Origin of the sequence: Bacteroides ovatus (assembly GCF_001314995.1) — a bacterium.
Taxonomy (GTDB): Bacteria; Bacteroidota; Bacteroidia; order Bacteroidales; family Bacteroidaceae; genus Bacteroides; species Bacteroides ovatus.
In genome coordinates this window covers 2,804,268-2,822,318 of sequence record NZ_CP012938.1, presented here as the reverse complement: position 1 = coordinate 2,822,318, position 18,051 = coordinate 2,804,268, and the positions used below count along the sequence as shown (strand labels likewise).

Below are 18,051 nucleotides of genomic sequence, written 5' to 3'. Positions count from 1 at the left end.
TTATGAAAAAGTTAATATATACAGCCTTTGTCATTTGCGGAATGTTGACCGCTTCCTGCTCGGATTTATTAAATCTGGAATCAAAAACAGACGTGACGAATAATTATCTGTTCACTACTCCCGAAGGGTTGAATACTGTCGTTACAGGATTGTATTCCCTGGCACGTGAATTGCCGGGTGGAGCGGATAATAACGAATCTAATCTGTACATCGTTACCATGTGTGACTTTAATACGGATATTGCCATACTTAGAGCAGGTGTTTCTACCTCAATCGGACGTTTGAATACAAGTTTTACTCCAAGTACCGGAGATGTCAATAAGTTCTGGAAACATCACTATGGGATTATCGGAAAAGCAAATGAAATTATTGTAGCGGCAGAAGCCTTGGGACTGGATGACAGCGATGTATTGCACGCATGGAGTGAAGCGAAATTCTTCAGAGGACGGAGCTATTTTGAACTTTGGAAACGCTTTGACCGCCTTTATCTGAACATCACTCCAACCACTGTAGATAATCTGAAACGGGAGTATAAACCGGCTTCTCATGAAGAACTGATGACACTGATGACAACTGACTTGGATGATGCGATGAAAGGTCTGGACTGGTCACTTCCTCAAAATAACGGAAATGTATTGTATGGACGGGTAACGAAAGCGACTGCCAAACATGTCCGTGCACAGGTTGCCATGTGGGAATCGGATTGGGATACAGCCATTGAGGAATGTGAAGACATCTTTAAACAGGAGGGCATTTACTCAATGGAAAAGAAGGCCGAGAATGTATTTAATAGCGCAGATTTGAAATCCCCGGAAGTGTTGTGGAGTTTCCAATATTCACAAAACTTGGGTGGAGGAGGTTCCGGAACTCCGGTTGCCGGACATCGTATCTCTATTCAGACCACTACCCGAATCAATAAAATTGCAGGTTGTATCAATACGGCCGATCAGGGTGGATATGGTTGGGGACGTATTTATCCGAATACCTATTTATTGAGTTTGTATGACCAGGCTAAAGATACACGATACAATGAATTGTTCGTACACCGTTTCAAATACAATGATCCTACTTCTCCTAAATATGGCGAATTGATTCCCCTTGCGAAAAGTTCCAGTTATTGTGAGACGCTGCATTTCATGTCGAAAAAATACTTTGATCAGTGGACTATGGCCGATAATCCGGACCGGACAACGGGATTCAAGGATTTGATTGTCTATCGACTGGCTGAAACTTACTTAATGGCGGCAGAAGCGTATATGCGCCGTGACGGAGGAATGAGCACGGATGCTCTGCGCTGCTACAATAAAACATGGGAACGTGCCGGGAATGACAAATTTGCGGGACCTCTGACGCAAGATATTCTTTTGGATGAATATGCCCGTGAACTGAACTTCGAGGGAGTCCGTTGGCCTTTACTAAAACGTTTGGGTCTTTTGGGTGAAAGGGTGAAAGCGCATTATGGCGAGACAAAAGCTGAAAATCCTTATTTAGATAAAGATTATGCGGAATGTCGTACCAGTTTTGTAGTTGGAAAGCACGAATGTTGGCCTATTCCACAGGAGCAGATTGACTTGATGGGGAAAGAGAATTTTCCACAGAATGAGAATTGGTATTAAGCGATTGATTATCTGTAAAACATGAATGAGTATGAAAAAAATAATATATCTGTTATTGATTTTAAATCTGGGGCTGCTTTCCTGTGTCGATGATGCGTCGGTACGTGTGATGCCTGAATTTAATTGTAAAGATACAAAAGTAAACCTGGCAAAAGCGGCGGGTTCTTCCGTCACATCGCTATTATATACTAATGTCGGTCAGGTTGTTGCTCAATATCAAGCGGAGTGGCTTTCTGTAGATGTAAACGCTAAAAGTGTAATATACACTGCCTTGACGCAGAATGACGGTGAGGATGCAAGGAGTACTGTCGTGAAACTGACTTGCGGTTCATATACAGTGGAAGTGACGGTTACACAGGATTCCAAAGAACCGGACCTTTCTTTGAAGGTAGGACAAAGTGTAGATGATGGTATCGGTATGATTTTCTGGGTGGATCCTTCGGACAAGATGGTAGGAAAAGCTGTATCTGTAAAACGTCAGGGAGGAAATCCTTTTGAGGCTTCTGTGATGTCTCATAATGCGCTTTCTACAGTGAATGGATATGCCAACACGGCTTTGTTTACTGCTCCTGCTGCAAATGATGCAGTGGCATACTGTCAGTCGTTGGGTGAGGGATGGTATCTGCCTGCACGTGATGAGTTATGGGAGTTGTTTGATGTTTACAACGGTATTGGACATGCTGATCCGGATTTTGCTTCGGTTGTACCTGATAAGTTGACGGAAGTTGAGAAAGCGGCCCGTGCGGCATTTGATAAGATGTTGACCGATTTGCAGGGTGATGTGATAAACGAGGCTGCCGGTTCGGGCAATGGGGAAAGCTATTGGTCGAGTACGGAAAATGCAGCAGGGGATAAGGCTTATTGGGTACGTTTCGGAAAGTCTGGTGCTGATGCAGGAAATAAAACAGCTACCAACCGTTTTGTGAGATGTATGCGCACAATTGGTGATTATACTTATCCTGAAGAGCCGGCAACTCTGACGGTTGCTCCCAATCCTGTGACATTGGAAGGTGCTAACGAAGCGGAAGCAAATGTTACGTTGACATCCAATAAGAGTGTATTCAGCGTGGTGTTGGCAGATGATTCCTGGCTTTCATATACTATTTCAGGCACAACAGTTACGTTCAAGGCAAAATCAAAAAATACCACTGGTAATATTCGTACGACAATTGCTACAATAACAGCCGGTACTGGCGCAGCCGCAAAAGCAGTGGAGGTAACAGTGAATCAAAATGTAGCTGCCGAGGGAGACGCTTCCCTCGAATTGAGTACCAATACGGTGACTATTACGCCTGATGCGGTAGCAAAATCAGAGGTAATCACAATGATTTCTGATGAGACGGAATTTGCAATAAATATCACTGATGAATCTTGGGTGAAAGCGTATGTTGATGTAACAAATAAAACTCTTTATTTTTGGACATTATCTCCCAATCTGAATAGTTCTAACCGGGTAACGACTGCTACGGTAACAGCCGGAAGCGGAGCGAATGCACCTAAACAAGAGGTTACGATTACACAGAGAGGATTTTTAAGTTCCGAGTTTGCGGTGGGACAGGTAATTGCGGATAATGGTTCGTTAAAAGGAGGCATTGTGTTCTGGGTAGATGGAACTAATCGTGGTAAAGCGAAAATCATGTCGTTGGACAGAGAGAATTTGGCATGGTCTACAGCAGGCTCTCCGGCTTCTACCGGAGTGGATTTATCCGGAGATGATGGATATACTAATACTATGGCGTTGGCTGCATTACCAAATGCATCGGAAATGCCTGCCATTAAGTTCTGTATGGACAAGGGGACAGGTTGGTATTGGTCGGGGAGAAAAGACTTGGAACAAATGTTTGAAACATATAATGGAACCACTGTAGCAAATGCAACAAATGATAATCCGAATGCGATTACTGATTTTGAAAAAGCCAATCGTGCAGCATGGGATCGGGTTGTCAGCAATGCGGGAGGAACTATTATGAATGAGGCTGCGTCATCTTCTACAGGAGATACATATTGGGCTTGTCGTGAGGCTTCGAATGGTGTGAATGGATTTTATGTACGTTTTGGAAAGCCTATATCTTGGAGCAGTGCAACCTCTAAAAAGAGTTCTTTAAGATATATTCGTGCAGTTCGTTCAATCTCGAAATAATGGTATTAGGTATGTATAAGGTATATAGAAAAATAATCTTAGCCTGCTTGTTATTGATTGTTGCCGGCACGGTCTGCGGTCAGCGTGTGACGCAAACGATCAACGATGGTTGGAAGTTCTCCCTCTTTGAGGGAGACGCGTCCACTGCTGACTTTGATGTGTCCGGTTGGACTGACGTTTCCATTCCTCATACTTGGAATGCAAAAGATGCAGAAGATGAAATCCCCGGTTATTTCCGGGGAAAAGGCTGGTACAGGAAAGCCGTGACAGTGGAGGAACTGATTGTCGGTCAAAGAGTTTATCTTTGTTTTGAAGGAGCCAATCAGGAAACAAATGTATTTGTGAATGGAAAGTTGGTAGGGAATCATAAAGGTGGTTATTCTGCTTTTACGTTTGATGTGACTGACTATGTTCATACCGGACGCAATCTGGTAGCAGTGAGTGTTGACAACTCTTATAATCCGGATATTGCTCCTCTTTCGGCAGACTTTACTTTCTTCGGCGGACTTTATCGGGATGTTTATCTGGTGTATACTTCGCCCGTGCAACTGTCTACCACCCATTATGCTTCCAGTGGAGTATATCTCAAAACTGTTGGAATAACAGACGCTCAAGCGGAAGTGTGTGCAAAAACATTCTTGTCCAATGCTTTGAAAAGTAATCAGGCATTGATTCTTGAAACGGAGATTTTGGATACAGACGGCAATAGAGTGGCACTTTCCGCAAAGAAAGTGAATGTGAAGGCAGGGGAGAAGAATGTAGCCTTTGAAGCGTTGATGACTATTGCGCAACCCAAACGGTGGGATGTTGATTCTCCTTATTTATATAAGGTGTATAGCCGTTTGAAGAATAAAAAGGGAGAAGTTCTCGATTGCGTTGTTAATCCGCTGGGAATCCGTGAATATCATTTTGATGCGGAAAAAGGTTTTTTCCTGAACGGGAAATATCGGAAATTGATTGGTACCAGCCGGCATCAGGATTACAAAGGAATGGGGAATGCCTTGCGGGATGAAATGCATATCCGGGATATACAGTTGAGTAAGGATATGGGAAGTAATTTCCTGCGAGTGGCTCATTATCCGCAAGATCCGGTTGTGATGCAGATGTGTGATAAATTGGGGCTGTTGACTTCGGTTGAAATTCCGATTGTAAATGCCATTACTCAAAGTAGGGCGTTTATGGACAACTGTGTGGAACAGGCTACGGAAATGGTTTATCAGAACCATAATTATCCGTCTGTCATCATTTGGGCTTACATGAATGAAGTGCTTTTGCGTCCTCCCTTTAATCCTGACAACAAGAAAGAACGGGCGGAATATATGAAGTCTCTTCATCAAATAGCTTCGGCTGTTGAGGCGCAGATCAGAAGTCTGAACTCGGAACGCTATACCATGTTGCCTTGTCATTCTGCTTCCCAAATCTATCAGGAAGCAGGGATTACTGAATTGCCGATGTTATTGGGATTTAATCTTTATAATGGATGGTATGGTGGTAATTTGGACGGATTTGAAGAGAAACTGGAAGAACTTCACAAGGAGTTTCCTCATAAACCGTTGCTTATTACCGAATATGGGGCGGATGTAGATACTCGTATTCATTCTTTTTCGCCTGTGCGGTTTGATTTTAGTTGTGAGTTTGGCTCTGTCTATCATGAACATTATTTGCCTGAAATTCTAAAGAGGGATTATATCGTGGGGGCTATGGTCTGGAATTTGAATGATTTTTATTCCGAAGCCAGAAGAAATGCCATGCCTCATGTGAACAATAAAGGGTTGGTAAGTACGGATAGAGAACGTAAGGACGGATATTTTCTTTATCAGGCTTATCTGAAAGAGTCACCTGTTCTGCATATTGCTTCTAAATCTTGGAAGAATAGGGCAGGAGCCAGTCGGGATGGAAAGAGTTGTACGCAACCGCTGAAAGTTTATACTAACGCGGATAAGGTGGAGGTCTTTTTGAATGGAAAAAGTTTGGGAGTATATCCGGTAGCAGATAAGGTGGTTTCCGTGGACATTCCTTTTGTAAACGGAAAGAATGTGGTGGATGCTGTGATTGAAAAGGAGGGACGTGAATATCGTGACCAGTATGTTTGTGATTTTAAATGTGTCAATGTGAAGAATGGCTTTACGGAAATCAATGTACTACTGGGTGCTCGACGCTATTTTGAGGACCGGATAGCAGAGATGTGCTGGATACCCGAACAGGCTTATGCAGAAGGTTCATGGGGATATATTGGTGGGGAAGTGGCTCCGAACAAAACTCGTTACGGTTCTTTGCCGGCCAGCGATAAAGATATACTGGGGACGGATCAGGATCCTATCTTCCAGACACAGCGAGTAGGCATTGAAGCTTTTAAGGCAGATGTACCGGATGGTGTTTATGCTGTATATTTGTATTGGACAGAACTTACTTCTGAAAATAAAAGAGAGGCTTTGGTGTATAATTTAGGAAATGATGTGGTGAGGGAGGACTATATTAACCGGGTATTTTCTGTGGATATAAATGGAGTATCTGTTGCCAAACAACTGAATATTGCAGAAGAATACGGTTCCGAACGTGCGGTTATTAAGAAATATATTGTTCCGGTTTCACAAGGAAAGGGGCTTGTCGTTCGTTTTGGAGCGGTGGAGTCTGTGCCCATTTTAAATGCAATACGAATCGTAAAAGAATATTAGATGATGAAAAATAGTATAGTTATATTGTTTTTACTGCTGTTATCCCAGTTTGGTTATGCCCAGGGACGTACATTTAAGGTCACTGCCCGTCCGTGGGTGAAAGGACAGAAAAATCTGCCTTGGAAAGAGTATGATACCCGTACTATTGCTCAATTGGATGGGTTCAAACCTACTGGTAAAGTACGTGTGAATAAGTATGGAAGTGATTTGGATGCTCCCAGGCATCGGGCTACAGGATTTTTCAGGGTAGAACGTATTGGAAATCGATGGTGGATGATTGATCCCGATGGGTATCGGCATTTGCAGAAAGTGGTGGTAGGAGTACGTTTAGGTACTTCCGAACGCAATAAACAAGCAATGCTGGACAAATTCGGTACGGAGGAAAAATGGATCGAAGGAACGGCACGGATGATTCATTCGCTGGGCTTTTCCGGGACCGGCTCCTGGAGTAATGAAGAAGCTATTGCCTCTTACAATGCCTCTCATAAGGAGGTACTGACTCGCTCAATCATTCTGAACCTGATGAGTGGATATGGGAAGAAACGAGGAGGAACTTATCAGTTACCTGGTAATACGGGATATCCTAATCAGTGTATTTTCGTTTTTGACCCGGAGTTCGAAACCTATTGCGATGAGATGGCACAAAAACTGGTCGCAAATAAAACGGATAAAAATATCATCGGCTATTTTTCGGATAATGAACTGCCGTTCGGGCCGAAGAATCTGGAGGGGTATCTGACTTTGAAGAATCCCAATGATCCGGGAAGATTGTATGCAGAATCCTGGTTGAAACAGCAGGGTATTACTTTGCAGCAAATTACGGACGAACATCGGGAAGAGTTTGCGGGGGTAGTAGCGGAACGATACTATAAAGTGGTGTCGGAAGCGATTCGGAAGTATGATCCCAATCACCTTTATTTAGGTAGTCGTCTACATGGAAAACCTAAGTTTATCCGCCAGATTGTGGAAGCGGCAGGCAGGTATTGTGATGTCGTTGCTATTAACTACTATGGTGCATGGACACCGAGTGAGAAGACCATGAAGCATTGGGGCGAATGGGCTCAAAAACCTTTCATCATCACGGAATTTTATACGAAAGGAATGGATTCAGGGCTGGCAAACACAACAGGGGCAGGTTTCACCGTTCAAACCCAGCAGGAACGTGGATATGCCTACCAGCATTTTGTTTTGGGATTATTGGAAAGTGGGAATTGTGTCGGATGGCATTGGTTCCGTTATCAGGATAATGATCCGACAGCAAAAGGGGCAGATCCTTCGAATCTGGACTCTAACAAAGGGCTGGTAGATAATGAATACAATCTTTATAAACCGTTGGCTGATGCTATGAAAGAATTGAATATCAACGCTTATCGTTTGGCTGACTGGTTCGACCAACAATCAACTAATAATAAATAAAATACATACCATGAAAAAACTATTTATATTGGGAACTTTTCTGTTTATAAGTTCTATTCCTATGGTGTCTTGTACGGATGATGATGATAAAGATCCTAATTTTATGCCTCCTGACATAGTGATGGGAGGGGGAGATGTAGAGTCGGAATATCCGGAAGATTTGCCTGCTCCCGGAGCTTCTGTGATGTATACTCCGTCATTAAATGCCAATATGTATCGTCCTATCAGTGTTAAGTATTCCAGTGCTTATCCGCCTATATCTAGTTGGAAAACAGAGAATACACGTATTATTGCGTATATGGACGGGTATAAGCCGGCTATTAAAACGTTGAAAGCGTATCAGGAGTCGGTTAATAAATACGGAAGTTCGACTACACTTCCGAAACAGGCGGCTACGGGAAGATTTTATACGAAGAAAATAGACGGACGTTGGTGGTTGGTTGATCCGGAAGGTTGTCTGCATCTGGAGCGTAGTGCGACTTCTTTGCGTAAGGGAACTTCTAGTCGTAATAAAACGGCCTGGAATAGCAGGTTTGGAGCTGATGAGAAATGGTTATCTACTACTCAACGTGAATTGAGTGAGATCGGCTTTCACGGTACAGGTGCTTTCTGCACAGGAACTTATTCACTGATTCAGACTCATAATGTTTCCAATCCGAGCAGTCCGTTAACTTTGGCGCCTTCATTTGCTTTTTTAAGCCAGTTCAAGAGTGCGAAGTCTTATAATTATCCCGGAGGAAGCGATGATAACGCGGCAGGTCTTGTGTTTTATAATGGATGGGCTGAATGGTGTGAATCATATTTGGCAGGTAGTGCTTTCGCAGATTATTTGCGGGATCCTAATGTGTTAGGTTTCTTTTCAGATAATGAGATAAACTTCTCTTCAAACAGTTCCCGGATTTTGGATCGTTTTCTGGCTATCAGTAACTCAAGTGATCCGGCTTATGTTGCGGCGAAAGCTTTTATGGATTCTAAAGGTACGCAAAGTGTGACGGATGACTTGAATAATGAGTTTGCCGGGATTGTAGCAGAGAAATATTATAAAGCAGTGAAAGAGGCAGTGAAGAAAGTAGATGATAAGTTGCTTTATCTGGGAACTAGATTACATGGAACTCCTAAATACATGGAAGGAGTAGTGAGAGCTGCCGGAAAATATTGTGATGTTATTTCTATCAATTATTATAGTCGTTGGAGTCCTGAACTGACAACAGCGATTGCTGATTGGGCTAATTGGGCGGACAAACCGTTTCTTGTAAGTGAGTTTTATACGAAAGGGGTGGAGGACTCTGATCTGAATAACCAGTCGGGAGCCGGATATTCTGTCCCTACACAAAACGAGAGAGCTTATGCTTATCAGCATTTTACATTAGGATTGCTTGAAGCTAAGAATTGTGTTGGCTGGCATTGGTTCAAATACCAGGATGATGATGGTACGGACAATTCGTCGAAACCTGCTAATAAAGGTCTTTATGATAATTCTTATCAACTCTTTCCTTATCTATCTTTCTTTGCCCGCGAATTGAATTTTAATGCGTATGATTTGATTCAGTATTTTGATAAATAGGTGTTGTTTGTTTCTATATAATATTTGAGAGGAAAAACAAAGTGCGAATTTTACAGGATTAGTTTTGGTTAAAGCTATACTGCAAAATTCGCACTTCTTATTTCTAAATGAATAATCAATGTCTTATCAGAGTAGAGTATCATCTGATAGACAAATGAATATCGGTAGTGAAAAATTAGTTATGTACTAACGTACCTATCTCTTCTCCACTGATAACCTTCTTTAAGTTGCCTACTGTGTCCATATCAAATACGACGATTGGCAGATTGTTTTCTTTACACATACAAGTCGCTGTCAAATCCATGACTTTCAAACCACGTTTCAGTACTTCATCGTATGTAATATCGTCGAATTTGGTAGCGGTAGGATCTTTTTCGGGATCAGCCGTGTAAATGCCATCTACACGAGTACCTTTCAGCATAACGTCTGCTTCGATTTCTATGCCTCTAAGTGAAGAACCGGTGTCAGTAGTAAAGAAAGGATTTCCCGTTCCAGCGGACATAATGACCACTTCGCCGTTCTCCATACATTCGATAGCTTTCCATTTACTGTAGAATTCACCGATAGGTTCCATCCGGACTGCTGTCAACACACGTGCCTTTACACCGGTAGCCACAAGAGCAGAACTTAGAGCGAGACTGTTGATTACAGTAGCCAACATTCCCATTTGGTCTCCTTTCACGCGGTCGAAACCTTTATTGGCTCCGCTTAGTCCGCGAAATATATTGCCTCCTCCGATAACGATACCAATCTGTACCCCTTGCTGGTGGATTTCTTTGATTTGTTCAGCATATTCTGCCAGTCTTTTTTCATCAATGCCATATTGCTTTTCGCCCATTAAGCTCTCTCCACTAAGCTTTAGTAAGATTCTTTTATACTTTGCCATACCTTTTGCTTTTTATTGTTTGCCGCAAATATAGAGATAATTTATCGGATAGCCTCACCGGGATACGATTACTTTTTTCATTATTTGTCTTCCCAAAAGGGTTTGTACAATTCCCCGCAATGAAAGATAAATGAGAAAGGCTAGCCACAGGGCGTGATTTCCTAAAAGGGGATGGAAAGCGTAATAGACTCCAAAGAAGCTGGCAGAGGCAACTAACATGGAGTAAAGCATCTGCCGGGTAGCAGTGGCACCGATAAAAATGCCATCCCATAAGAAAGCGGAGAAACCGGCTAACGGAATAATGAGTGCCCAGTAAAAATAAGTGTCTGAAGCGCTGATTACTGAAGTGTCATTGGTTAGTAATCCTAGGAATTCTTTTCCGCCAGCTGCATAGAGAATCGTGAATACCAGTGAAAGACCGAATCCCCAATAGAAAAGGTGATGTATTGTGTTACGTAAGCCTGTTTGGTTTTTGGCACCAATGTAACGGCCGGTCAGTGCTTCACCGGCATAAGCAAATCCGTCCATAATGTACGAAAACAAAGTAAATAATTGCATGAGCAAGGTGTTCACGGCTAATACGATTTCTCCTTGGGCGGCCCCTGCAGAAGTAAAAAACATAGTGACTATAACAAGGCAGAGGGTACGGAAGAATATGTCCCGGTTGACTTGAAAGAAACGGTACATGGCTTGTTTCTGTATGATTTCTTTCCATACGATTCGTTTTTTAAGCGCACTATAGTAACGCATGTATAGCAGAATAGCCATAAAGAAACCTGCATATTGGGCAATTAAAGTCCCTGTTGCCACTCCTGCCACTTTCATGTCCAATAAGTAGACAAAACATAGACTGGCTACAATGTTGACAATATTTTGAGTAATAGCGATATACATGGGAAAACGTGAATTCTGCATCCCGATAAACCAGCCGGCGAATCCATAAAGCCCTAATGTGGCTGGGGCTCCCCAGATACAAATATAAAAATAGGCTGTTGCCAGTTGCTTGACCTCCGGTGTGGTTTGTATCAGTGTAAATGCCAGTTTCAAGATAGGGTATTGGAGTATCAACAGGCAAAGTGCTATAAATAATCCTACTCCAACAGAACGTAGTAGTAACCGGGTGATTTCGTTTAAATCATGCTGACCGTACGCTTGTGAAGTCATTCCGCTTGTTCCCATGCGTAGGAATCCAAAAATCCAGTAGATAATATTGAATAACATTCCCCCTACTGCAATGGCTCCAATGTACGCCGGAGAACCGAGATGTCCTACAATCGTGACATCGATAAGTCCCAGTAGCGGAACGGTAATATTCGATATAATCGATGGGATGGCTATCTGTAATATTCGTCTGTTTACGGAGGATTTTTTTTTATCTGTCATTGTATAAAAACACTTTTATCAATTTGATTGTTCTTTTCGCGAACAAAGGTACATTTTTTATTTTTTTATTGTATCTTTGTGTGTCACGAACTAAATAGCAATCAGATGGATTATGAGGACCTTAACTATTTTTCTTATCTCTTTATTTTTATTGCCGCTGGTGCTGAATGCGCAGTCGGTTGATGAGATGTTACAAAAAGTGTCTGCTGCCATTGAGGCAGGGCAGAATGGGCAGGCTGTGAGCTATTTCCGGCAGACTATCGCTCTGAATATAGACCGTACGGAAATGTATTATTGGACGAATGTAGACAAGAACAGTGAAATTAGCTCCAAACTGGCTACAGAATTAGCGCTTGCCTATAAAAAGAATCGGAATTACGACAAAGCCTATTTATTTTACAAGGAATTACTGCAAAAGGCTCCTAATAATGTAGATTGTTTGGAAGCTTGCGCAGAAATGCAGGTATGTCGCGGGCAGGAGAAAGATGCTTTGCGTATGTACGAAAAAATATTGCAACTTGAGGCGGATAATCTGGCGGCTAATATCTTTTTAGGAAACTATTATTATTTGACAGCAGAACAGGAGAAAAAAAAGTTAGAGACGGATTATAAAAAACTTTCTTCTCCCACTAAAATGCAGTATGCCCGCTACCGGGATGGATTATCGAAGTTATTTACTACCCGGTATGAGAAAGCGCGTAACTCTTTGCAGAAAGTGATTCTGCGTTTCCCATCAACAGAAGCTCAAAAGACATTGGATAAGATATTGAGGATAGAAAAAGAGGTGAATCGCTAAGCGGTTCACCTCTTTTCAATTATATTCAATTTGTTATTTTATAGTGCGTATTGGTAAATCCAAAGGTCCTTCATTAAGCGCTCGGGTATCAATGTCTCCTTTCTTCGGTCCGGGTATCAGAGGACTATAGGATAAGACATGTCTGATACGTTCACGTTGATTTTGAGTGAATTGGTTTGAATAACTAATAGCATAATCCATGATATTATAAGAGATAAACTCTATACCATCACATCCTGTTCGTTTTACCAAATTTTTAAATGTGTATTTTTCTCTCTCATTCTCATATATGTAATCACAATTGCTATCATACTCTTGTTTATTATAGCTTTTGGTATCTTTGCAATAATCCGTATCTTCACACGTGCCATTATCGGTTTCGGCAAAGACATGATGTAGTCCCAGGTAATGTCCTAATTCATGAGCTAGCGTGACAACAATGTCTGCTGTACTATATTCTGTTGGAGTAGACTCTTCATTAATATATAGGCTATTAATGGAGACACATAGTGGGAATTGTAAATTTGCTAATGTTAGATGAGAGTAGTCTGTTTCACCAAGCCCTTCTAAATAATGCTTGCCTGTAGTAGAAAAAGGAATATGAGAGATACCTAATGTTACTGAATTTGAATTCGGTTCAGTTGTAAAATTATAAACCATAATGTTGATATATGAGTTCGGATCCCATAAGTATTTTACATATTTTCCCGAATTATCCTTCATAAAAGCTTCACAATCGATAGGGTATGACTCTGACCATTGGATATATTCTACGCCAGGATTGGGTAATGTTTCTCCATTTTTATCTGTTGTTGCCAATGTAAAAGTAAGATTCATGTCTACACTGTTATTCTTGCTTTTATACAGACTGTTCACTTTGTCTAGTATATGGGATAAACGGCTTGAATTTACTTTTTGTAGAGAATTCTCATCTTCATACAATACATGAAAGATTACAGGGAGTTCATAATGGTATTCTTCAGCCGTATTGGTAGAGCCATTTTGAATGATTTGAACAGTTTTGCTAACCTTATGACTTATGATAGTGACAGTTGCTGTTCTGGAATTGGATTCCAGATTTGCATTAATAGATAAGATTAACTTTCCATCGTTTTCTCCTTTTTGTGTATTGGGAATGCACCATTGTTTATTACTTGTAACAGTCCATGAGGAACTACAAGTAATATCTATCGTTAATGATTCACCGCTTGCGCTGATGTTATCAAACTTCGATTCTGATATATTCAATGTTGCAGAATCTGAATCATCGCATCCTATTAATATCCATAACAATGGAAGGAGGAAAATTAATTTTGTTTTCATAAATGAAAGAGTTTTATATAAAAACGCATGTTTCAAAGATAATGTTTTGATCTGAAATAGAATAGCTTATTTCAGTAAATATTCTACTTCCTTAAACATGTACCCTCTTTTAGTCAGCTTCTCATCTTCTAATATTAATCTTCCTTCAGGTTCTACACAAACGATTCGTGCAAGAAATTCTCCATTAGCATCTTTATATTGATGCATTCCTTCCCTTCTGAAAAGAGATTCTCCATATTGACAGGCTATTGATGTTGTATCACCTTTTTTGAGCAAGCTATAATAAGATTGGATACGCAGCATGATATTTTTCAGTATTTTGAATAGATCATGCTCTTCTCCTGTGATTTGTAGTAGTGAAACGGGGTTAGGAGCAGAACTGTGAAATATCTCCTGATTAATATTAATTCCGATGCCTGCAATACTTTGATTGATGTTCCGCCCCATCAGATCGTTTTCTATCAACATCCCACATATTTTCTTTTCTTTCCAATAAATATCATTCGGCCATTTGATAGAAATATCGGAGGTATAAGTATCCAATTCTTCTTTAATAGCTAAAGATATAATCTGTGAAATAAGAAACTGACGTCGTGCTTCCAAAAACTCGGGGAAGATAACGGTGCTGAAAAGAAGATTCTTGCCAGGATCTGATTCCCACGAATTTCCACGCTGTCCCCGACCGGAAGTTTGAAAATCGGCGACAATGACAGTTAGTTCCTCCACTTTCTGTTCAGAACAGAGAGATTGCAGATAATTGTTGGTAGAGTTCGTCTCGTTGATATGAATCAATGGAACCGGGAATGTATCAAGGGAGGGCATCATATTCTGCGCGTAACTTTTTAGTAAATTTTTTGATTACCTCATCATAAGAGTGGTCAATAAGCTCTTTCATCAATTTATCATCTACGTCACTGTCAAAGCGGACACTATTCCAGTACTTTTTATTAAAATGATAAGCCCCTTCAATTCCCGAATAATGTTCACGCAATTCGATTGCTTTTTCCGGATCACATTTTAGTGCGATGTGATTAGCTTCTTCCAGGTCAATGAGAGCAAACATCTTGTTCATTACCTTTATAACCAGTGATACATCATCGAAAGGGAAAGATTCGGTGACTCCTCTCTTGCTTAAGCAGTATTCTCTGATAGTTTCTACATTCATAATGAATTAATAATTATAGTATGTTTTCATAATTGGTTATATCATAATTTTAAGCGCAGATTGCACGCATTTCACGGCTCTTATAATGATGAATATGTAAAGCCAAAGCATTCTTTAATATAAAGGAGGATAAAACGCTTCCTCTATGTGTTCAACCTTGAAATGCCCGTCGTTGCCTACTACAGTAATGATATCAAAGCGTACAGGAGAGTCAATCTGAAACAATCTGATATAGGTATCCGCTGCGCGTACCGTACGTCTTATTTTAGGTAAATCAACAGCATCTTCCGGCTCTGCAAATAGGGTATTACTGCGAGTTTTCACTTCTACTACAATCAGTTCATTATCCTTTGCTGCTACAATGTCCAGTTCGAAATGTCCTTTTCTCCAGTTCCGGTCACGGATGAGATACCCCTTCTGTTCAAGATAAGCTACGGCGGCATTTTCTCCGGCTTTTCCTAAATCATTATGTTTAGCCATCTTTTTTTGCAAATTTACTGCTTTTATTCTTTGTATTTACAGAAGTAAAAGTAATTTTGCAGAAGATATGAGAAAAAGGAGTAAGAAGTGCCTGAAAATGCATGTCGAGTGTACCAAAAGGGAACGACGGATGAGCATTTTATTGAGCGACGAAGAACAGCTGATTGTAGATCGTTATCTTGAGAAATATAAGATAACGAACAAGTCACGTTGGCTTCGTGAAACGATTCTCATGTTTATTCATAAGAATATGGAAGAAGATTATCCAACCCTTTTTGGTGAACACGACATGAGACGATAGGGGGATAATAAAAATAATAGATTCAAAATTAAAGGGTGGAATGCTGGACGATATTTACTTCATGAAACAAGCTTTGATAGAGGCAGGAAAGGCTGCCGAGCGGGGGGAAGTTCCCGTTGGAGCTGTCGTGGTTTGTAAGGAGCGGATTATCGCACGTGCCCATAATCTCACAGAAACATTGAATGATGTAACGGCTCATGCCGAGATGCAGGCTATTACAGCTGCTGCCAATGTGCTTGGTGGCAAGTACTTGAACGAATGTACCCTGTATGTCACGGTTGAACCTTGCGTAATGTGTGCCGGAGCTATTGCTTGGGCACAGACTGGTAAACTTGTATTTGGCGCTGAAGATGAAAAACGCGGCTATCAGAAATATGCCGGTTCGGCTCTACATCCTAAAACGGTGGTTGTAAAAGGGGTAATGGCTGACGAATGCGCTACATTAATGAAAGAGTTCTTTGCTGCGAAACGAAAATAAAAGCAGTATCCTGTTTTATTTGATTTCCTCAAAATCTACATATTCACCATCGTCCTGGGTGAATATTTTTTTATGTCTTTTCTCCGGAACATTCTCGGAATATATTTCCTCTTCATCATCATTTGAACGGCGATCTCTTTGGCTATAGTCCTGTTGGCTTGTACGTCCCGATTCCGTTTGTTTCGGGCGTGATGAAGAAGAACCACGTCCTAATCCGAAAATCGTTCTTAGTATGAAGCCGATAATAGAAAGGCCAAATACGAAAATGGCAATAATAAAAATGAGTATGAATAAAAGTATATGCATCGGGCTATGATTTTTATGTTGTTACTTCGATAAAACTCATAGTACAACAAACGTGCCAAGAGATTGTTTATTTACTTTTTCTTGTAAAAAGTGAAAGTAAAATATACCATACAATGATGGCGGCAAAGCTACTGATTCCAAGAAATATAAGAAGAGGAATGCAGATAATCAGGAATATAAAACTGATTTTGTTGTCATTCCATGACAGATTTTTAAATTTCAGCGAAAACATCGGTATTTCTGATACCAGCAGTCCGGAAAACAGACAGACAAGTATAAGAAGGTAGACAGGATGGCAGTTGTCTGATATCAGGAAGTCATGTGCACCCGCCACTAAAGAACCCCAGAACAGAGCGTTGGCGGGAACCGGAAGTCCCACAAAAGAACTGGTCTGTCGCGTGTCATTATTGAATTTAGCCAGGCGCAATGCTGAAAAAACAGAAATCAAGAATGCTAAATAGGGTAGGTAAGGAGCGATGAACTCCATACTTGCCGGATAATACATTTCTTTGAACAGAGAGAATACGATCAGTGAAGGAGCAACTCCAAAACTGACATCATCTGCCAATGAGTCCAAGTCTTTTCCGATAATGGAATGTGCATTGAGCATACGAGCCAACAATCCGTCGAAGAAGTCGAAAATGGAACTTAAAGCAATGAAAAGTAGTGCCAGCTCATAGTTGGCTTCAAAAGCCATGACGCAGGCAATACAACCGGAGAAAAGGTTCAGGCAGGTTACGGTATTCGGAATACTGTTTTTAATAACGTTTGTCATTGTGACAGAATTATTTAAGTTTGGCGATAACCGTTTGGTTACCGGTCGTTAATTGTCCCATGCTGACACATACTTCTGTGCCAATGGGTAAATACACATCCACACGGGAACCGAATTTGATAAATCCCATGTGTTCGTCAATATAACATTCTTCTCCTACTTCAGCGTAGGTGACAATACGGCGTGCCACTGCTCCGGCAATTTGCCGGGTGAGTACTTCCACTCCTTCCGGAGTTTCGATTACTACCGTAGAACGTTCGTTTTCTGTGCTGGCTTTCGGCAGCCATGCTTTCATGAAGTTTCCATTATGATGTGCTACCTTTTTAATGGTACCGTCCACCGGATACCAGTTGGCATGTACATTCACAATGCTCATGAAGATGGATATCATTAACCGGCGGTCATGGAAATATTCGTTTTCATCGACTTCCTCGATAACGACGATTTTTCCATCGGCGGGTGCTACGACAATCTTTTCAGTGTCCTGTCCGAAGAGACGGATCGGACATCGAAAGAAATTCACCATCAGCAGATAGACTGCTATACTCGCTACTGCTACCACATAAAATGGTATTTTGCAATCGATCCCCCAATAAAGAGCCGCATTAATCAATAGCAATAGCAAGAAGCTAGCCCATAATATATGTGTTCCTTCGCGGTGAATACGTATTTTCTTCAATTTCTTTAGTCGGCCCATGAATGCTGTTTAATGATATTGTCTGCAAAAATATACTTAATTTAAAAATT

At 41.0% G+C, this 18,051-nt stretch carries 17 protein-coding genes; 8 read left to right on the top strand and 9 right to left on the bottom strand.

Annotated elements, in window-relative coordinates:
* Positions 1-2: 2 nt before the first annotated feature.
* The 5 genes from Bovatus_RS11260 to Bovatus_RS11240 are packed head-to-tail and all read left to right on the top strand — an operon-like array spanning position 3 to position 9,411.
* Complete coding sequence (locus Bovatus_RS11260; protein ID WP_004299202.1) at positions 3-1,616, top strand: RagB/SusD family nutrient uptake outer membrane protein; 1,614 nt, start codon at positions 3-5, stop codon at positions 1,614-1,616.
* A 25-nt stretch (positions 1,617-1,641) separates the two neighbouring features.
* Complete coding sequence (locus Bovatus_RS11255; RefSeq protein WP_004299203.1) at positions 1,642-3,756, top strand: BACON domain-containing protein; 2,115 nt, start codon at positions 1,642-1,644, stop codon at positions 3,754-3,756.
* Positions 3,757-3,767: 11 nt separating this feature from the next.
* The gene (locus Bovatus_RS11250; protein ID WP_004323488.1) at positions 3,768-6,431 is read left to right on the top strand and encodes a glycoside hydrolase family 2 TIM barrel-domain containing protein; all 2,664 of its coding nucleotides are present in this window, start codon (positions 3,768-3,770) and stop codon (positions 6,429-6,431) included.
* A gap of 3 nt (positions 6,432-6,434) precedes the next feature.
* On the top strand, positions 6,435-7,847 hold the full coding sequence (locus Bovatus_RS11245) for a hypothetical protein (RefSeq protein ID WP_004323487.1): 1,413 nt from the start codon (positions 6,435-6,437) through the stop codon (positions 7,845-7,847).
* A 10-nt stretch (positions 7,848-7,857) separates the two neighbouring features.
* Complete coding sequence (locus tag Bovatus_RS11240; protein ID WP_004323486.1) at positions 7,858-9,411, top strand: glycoside hydrolase family protein; 1,554 nt, start codon at positions 7,858-7,860, stop codon at positions 9,409-9,411.
* 175 nt (positions 9,412-9,586) lie between these two features.
* Here the strand turns inward: Bovatus_RS11240 and pyrH are convergent, their stop codons facing one another.
* Positions 9,587-10,297 (bottom strand): UMP kinase, encoded by a 711-nt coding sequence (pyrH, locus tag Bovatus_RS11235; protein ID WP_004299207.1) that lies wholly within the window; start codon positions 10,295-10,297, stop codon positions 9,587-9,589.
* A 54-nt stretch (positions 10,298-10,351) separates the two neighbouring features.
* Complete coding sequence (locus Bovatus_RS11230) at positions 10,352-11,680, bottom strand: MATE family efflux transporter (RefSeq protein WP_004299208.1); 1,329 nt, start codon at positions 11,678-11,680, stop codon at positions 10,352-10,354.
* A 112-nt stretch (positions 11,681-11,792) separates the two neighbouring features.
* Between Bovatus_RS11230 and Bovatus_RS11225 the strand changes: the two genes are divergently transcribed.
* Entirely contained in the window at positions 11,793-12,476 is a 684-nt protein-coding gene (locus Bovatus_RS11225) for a tetratricopeptide repeat protein (protein WP_004299209.1), read from the top strand.
* Between the two features lie 33 nt (positions 12,477-12,509).
* Here Bovatus_RS11225 and Bovatus_RS11220 read toward each other — a convergent pair whose 3' ends face one another.
* The 4 genes from Bovatus_RS11220 to Bovatus_RS11205 all read right to left on the bottom strand — a co-directional run bounded on the left by Bovatus_RS11220 (position 12,510) and on the right by Bovatus_RS11205 (position 15,444).
* The gene (locus Bovatus_RS11220) at positions 12,510-13,799 is read right to left on the bottom strand and encodes a zinc-dependent metalloproteinase lipoprotein (RefSeq protein WP_004299210.1); all 1,290 of its coding nucleotides are present in this window, start codon (positions 13,797-13,799) and stop codon (positions 12,510-12,512) included.
* 66 nt (positions 13,800-13,865) lie between these two features.
* Positions 13,866-14,624 carry a biotin--[acetyl-CoA-carboxylase] ligase gene (locus tag Bovatus_RS11215; protein WP_004299211.1) on the bottom strand — a complete coding sequence of 253 codons (759 nt, stop codon included), beginning with the start codon at positions 14,622-14,624 and terminating at the stop codon, positions 13,866-13,868.
* The gene (locus Bovatus_RS11210; RefSeq protein ID WP_004299212.1) at positions 14,608-14,964 is read right to left on the bottom strand and encodes an MmcQ/YjbR family DNA-binding protein; all 357 of its coding nucleotides are present in this window, start codon (positions 14,962-14,964) and stop codon (positions 14,608-14,610) included. The genes Bovatus_RS11215 and Bovatus_RS11210 overlap by 17 nt, the downstream gene beginning before the upstream one ends.
* Positions 14,965-15,078: 114 nt before the next feature.
* A complete protein-coding gene (locus tag Bovatus_RS11205; RefSeq protein WP_004299213.1) occupies positions 15,079-15,444 on the bottom strand; it encodes a YraN family protein in 366 nt (121 codons plus the stop codon).
* A 67-nt stretch (positions 15,445-15,511) separates the two neighbouring features.
* Between Bovatus_RS11205 and Bovatus_RS11200 the strand changes: the two genes are divergently transcribed.
* A complete protein-coding gene (locus Bovatus_RS11200; RefSeq protein WP_004299215.1) occupies positions 15,512-15,745 on the top strand; it encodes a hypothetical protein in 234 nt (77 codons plus the stop codon).
* 40 nt (positions 15,746-15,785) lie between these two features.
* Entirely contained in the window at positions 15,786-16,223 is a 438-nt protein-coding gene (locus tag Bovatus_RS11195) for a nucleoside deaminase (RefSeq protein WP_004299216.1), read from the top strand.
* A 15-nt stretch (positions 16,224-16,238) separates the two neighbouring features.
* On the opposite strand, the gene Bovatus_RS11190 is transcribed toward Bovatus_RS11195, so the two are convergent.
* From Bovatus_RS11190 to Bovatus_RS11180, 3 genes are all read right to left on the bottom strand, one after another.
* Positions 16,239-16,529, bottom strand: a complete 291-nt coding sequence (locus tag Bovatus_RS11190; protein WP_004299217.1) for a DUF4834 family protein — start codon at positions 16,527-16,529, stop codon at positions 16,239-16,241.
* 67 nt (positions 16,530-16,596) lie between these two features.
* Positions 16,597-17,304, bottom strand: coding sequence for a CDP-diacylglycerol--serine O-phosphatidyltransferase (gene pssA, locus Bovatus_RS11185; RefSeq protein ID WP_004323485.1), 708 nt, complete (start codon positions 17,302-17,304; stop codon positions 16,597-16,599).
* 10 nt (positions 17,305-17,314) lie between these two features.
* Positions 17,315-18,001: a phosphatidylserine decarboxylase family protein gene (locus Bovatus_RS11180; protein WP_004299219.1), complete on the bottom strand. Its 687-nt coding sequence runs from the start codon at positions 17,999-18,001 to the stop codon at positions 17,315-17,317.
* Positions 18,002-18,051: the final 50 nt, after the last annotated feature.

Bases quoted from the DNA above. Each gene is read 5' to 3' on its own strand.
- Bovatus_RS11260 (WP_004299202.1), top strand. From the start codon at position 3: ATGAAAAAGTTAATATATACAGCCTTTGTCATTTGCGGAATGTTGACC.
- Bovatus_RS11255 (WP_004299203.1), top strand. From the start codon at position 1,642: ATGAGTATGAAAAAAATAATATATCTGTTATTGATTTTAAATCTGGGG.
- Bovatus_RS11250 (WP_004323488.1), top strand. From the start codon at position 3,768: ATGTATAAGGTATATAGAAAAATAATCTTAGCCTGCTTGTTATTGATT.
- Bovatus_RS11245 (WP_004323487.1), top strand. From the start codon at position 6,435: ATGAAAAATAGTATAGTTATATTGTTTTTACTGCTGTTATCCCAGTTT.
- Bovatus_RS11240 (WP_004323486.1), top strand. From the start codon at position 7,858: ATGAAAAAACTATTTATATTGGGAACTTTTCTGTTTATAAGTTCTATT.
- pyrH (WP_004299207.1), bottom strand. From the start codon at position 10,297: ATGGCAAAGTATAAAAGAATCTTACTAAAGCTTAGTGGAGAGAGCTTA.
- Bovatus_RS11230 (WP_004299208.1), bottom strand. From the start codon at position 11,680: ATGACAGATAAAAAAAAATCCTCCGTAAACAGACGAATATTACAGATA.
- Bovatus_RS11225 (WP_004299209.1), top strand. From the start codon at position 11,793: ATGAGGACCTTAACTATTTTTCTTATCTCTTTATTTTTATTGCCGCTG.
- Bovatus_RS11220 (WP_004299210.1), bottom strand. From the start codon at position 13,799: ATGAAAACAAAATTAATTTTCCTCCTTCCATTGTTATGGATATTAATA.
- Bovatus_RS11215 (WP_004299211.1), bottom strand. From the start codon at position 14,624: ATGATGCCCTCCCTTGATACATTCCCGGTTCCATTGATTCATATCAAC.
- Bovatus_RS11210 (WP_004299212.1), bottom strand. From the start codon at position 14,964: ATGAATGTAGAAACTATCAGAGAATACTGCTTAAGCAAGAGAGGAGTC.
- Bovatus_RS11205 (WP_004299213.1), bottom strand. From the start codon at position 15,444: ATGGCTAAACATAATGATTTAGGAAAAGCCGGAGAAAATGCCGCCGTA.
- Bovatus_RS11200 (WP_004299215.1), top strand. From the start codon at position 15,512: ATGAGAAAAAGGAGTAAGAAGTGCCTGAAAATGCATGTCGAGTGTACC.
- Bovatus_RS11195 (WP_004299216.1), top strand. From the start codon at position 15,786: ATGCTGGACGATATTTACTTCATGAAACAAGCTTTGATAGAGGCAGGA.
- Bovatus_RS11190 (WP_004299217.1), bottom strand. From the start codon at position 16,529: ATGCATATACTTTTATTCATACTCATTTTTATTATTGCCATTTTCGTA.
- pssA (WP_004323485.1), bottom strand. From the start codon at position 17,304: ATGACAAACGTTATTAAAAACAGTATTCCGAATACCGTAACCTGCCTG.
- Bovatus_RS11180 (WP_004299219.1), bottom strand. From the start codon at position 18,001: ATGGGCCGACTAAAGAAATTGAAGAAAATACGTATTCACCGCGAAGGA.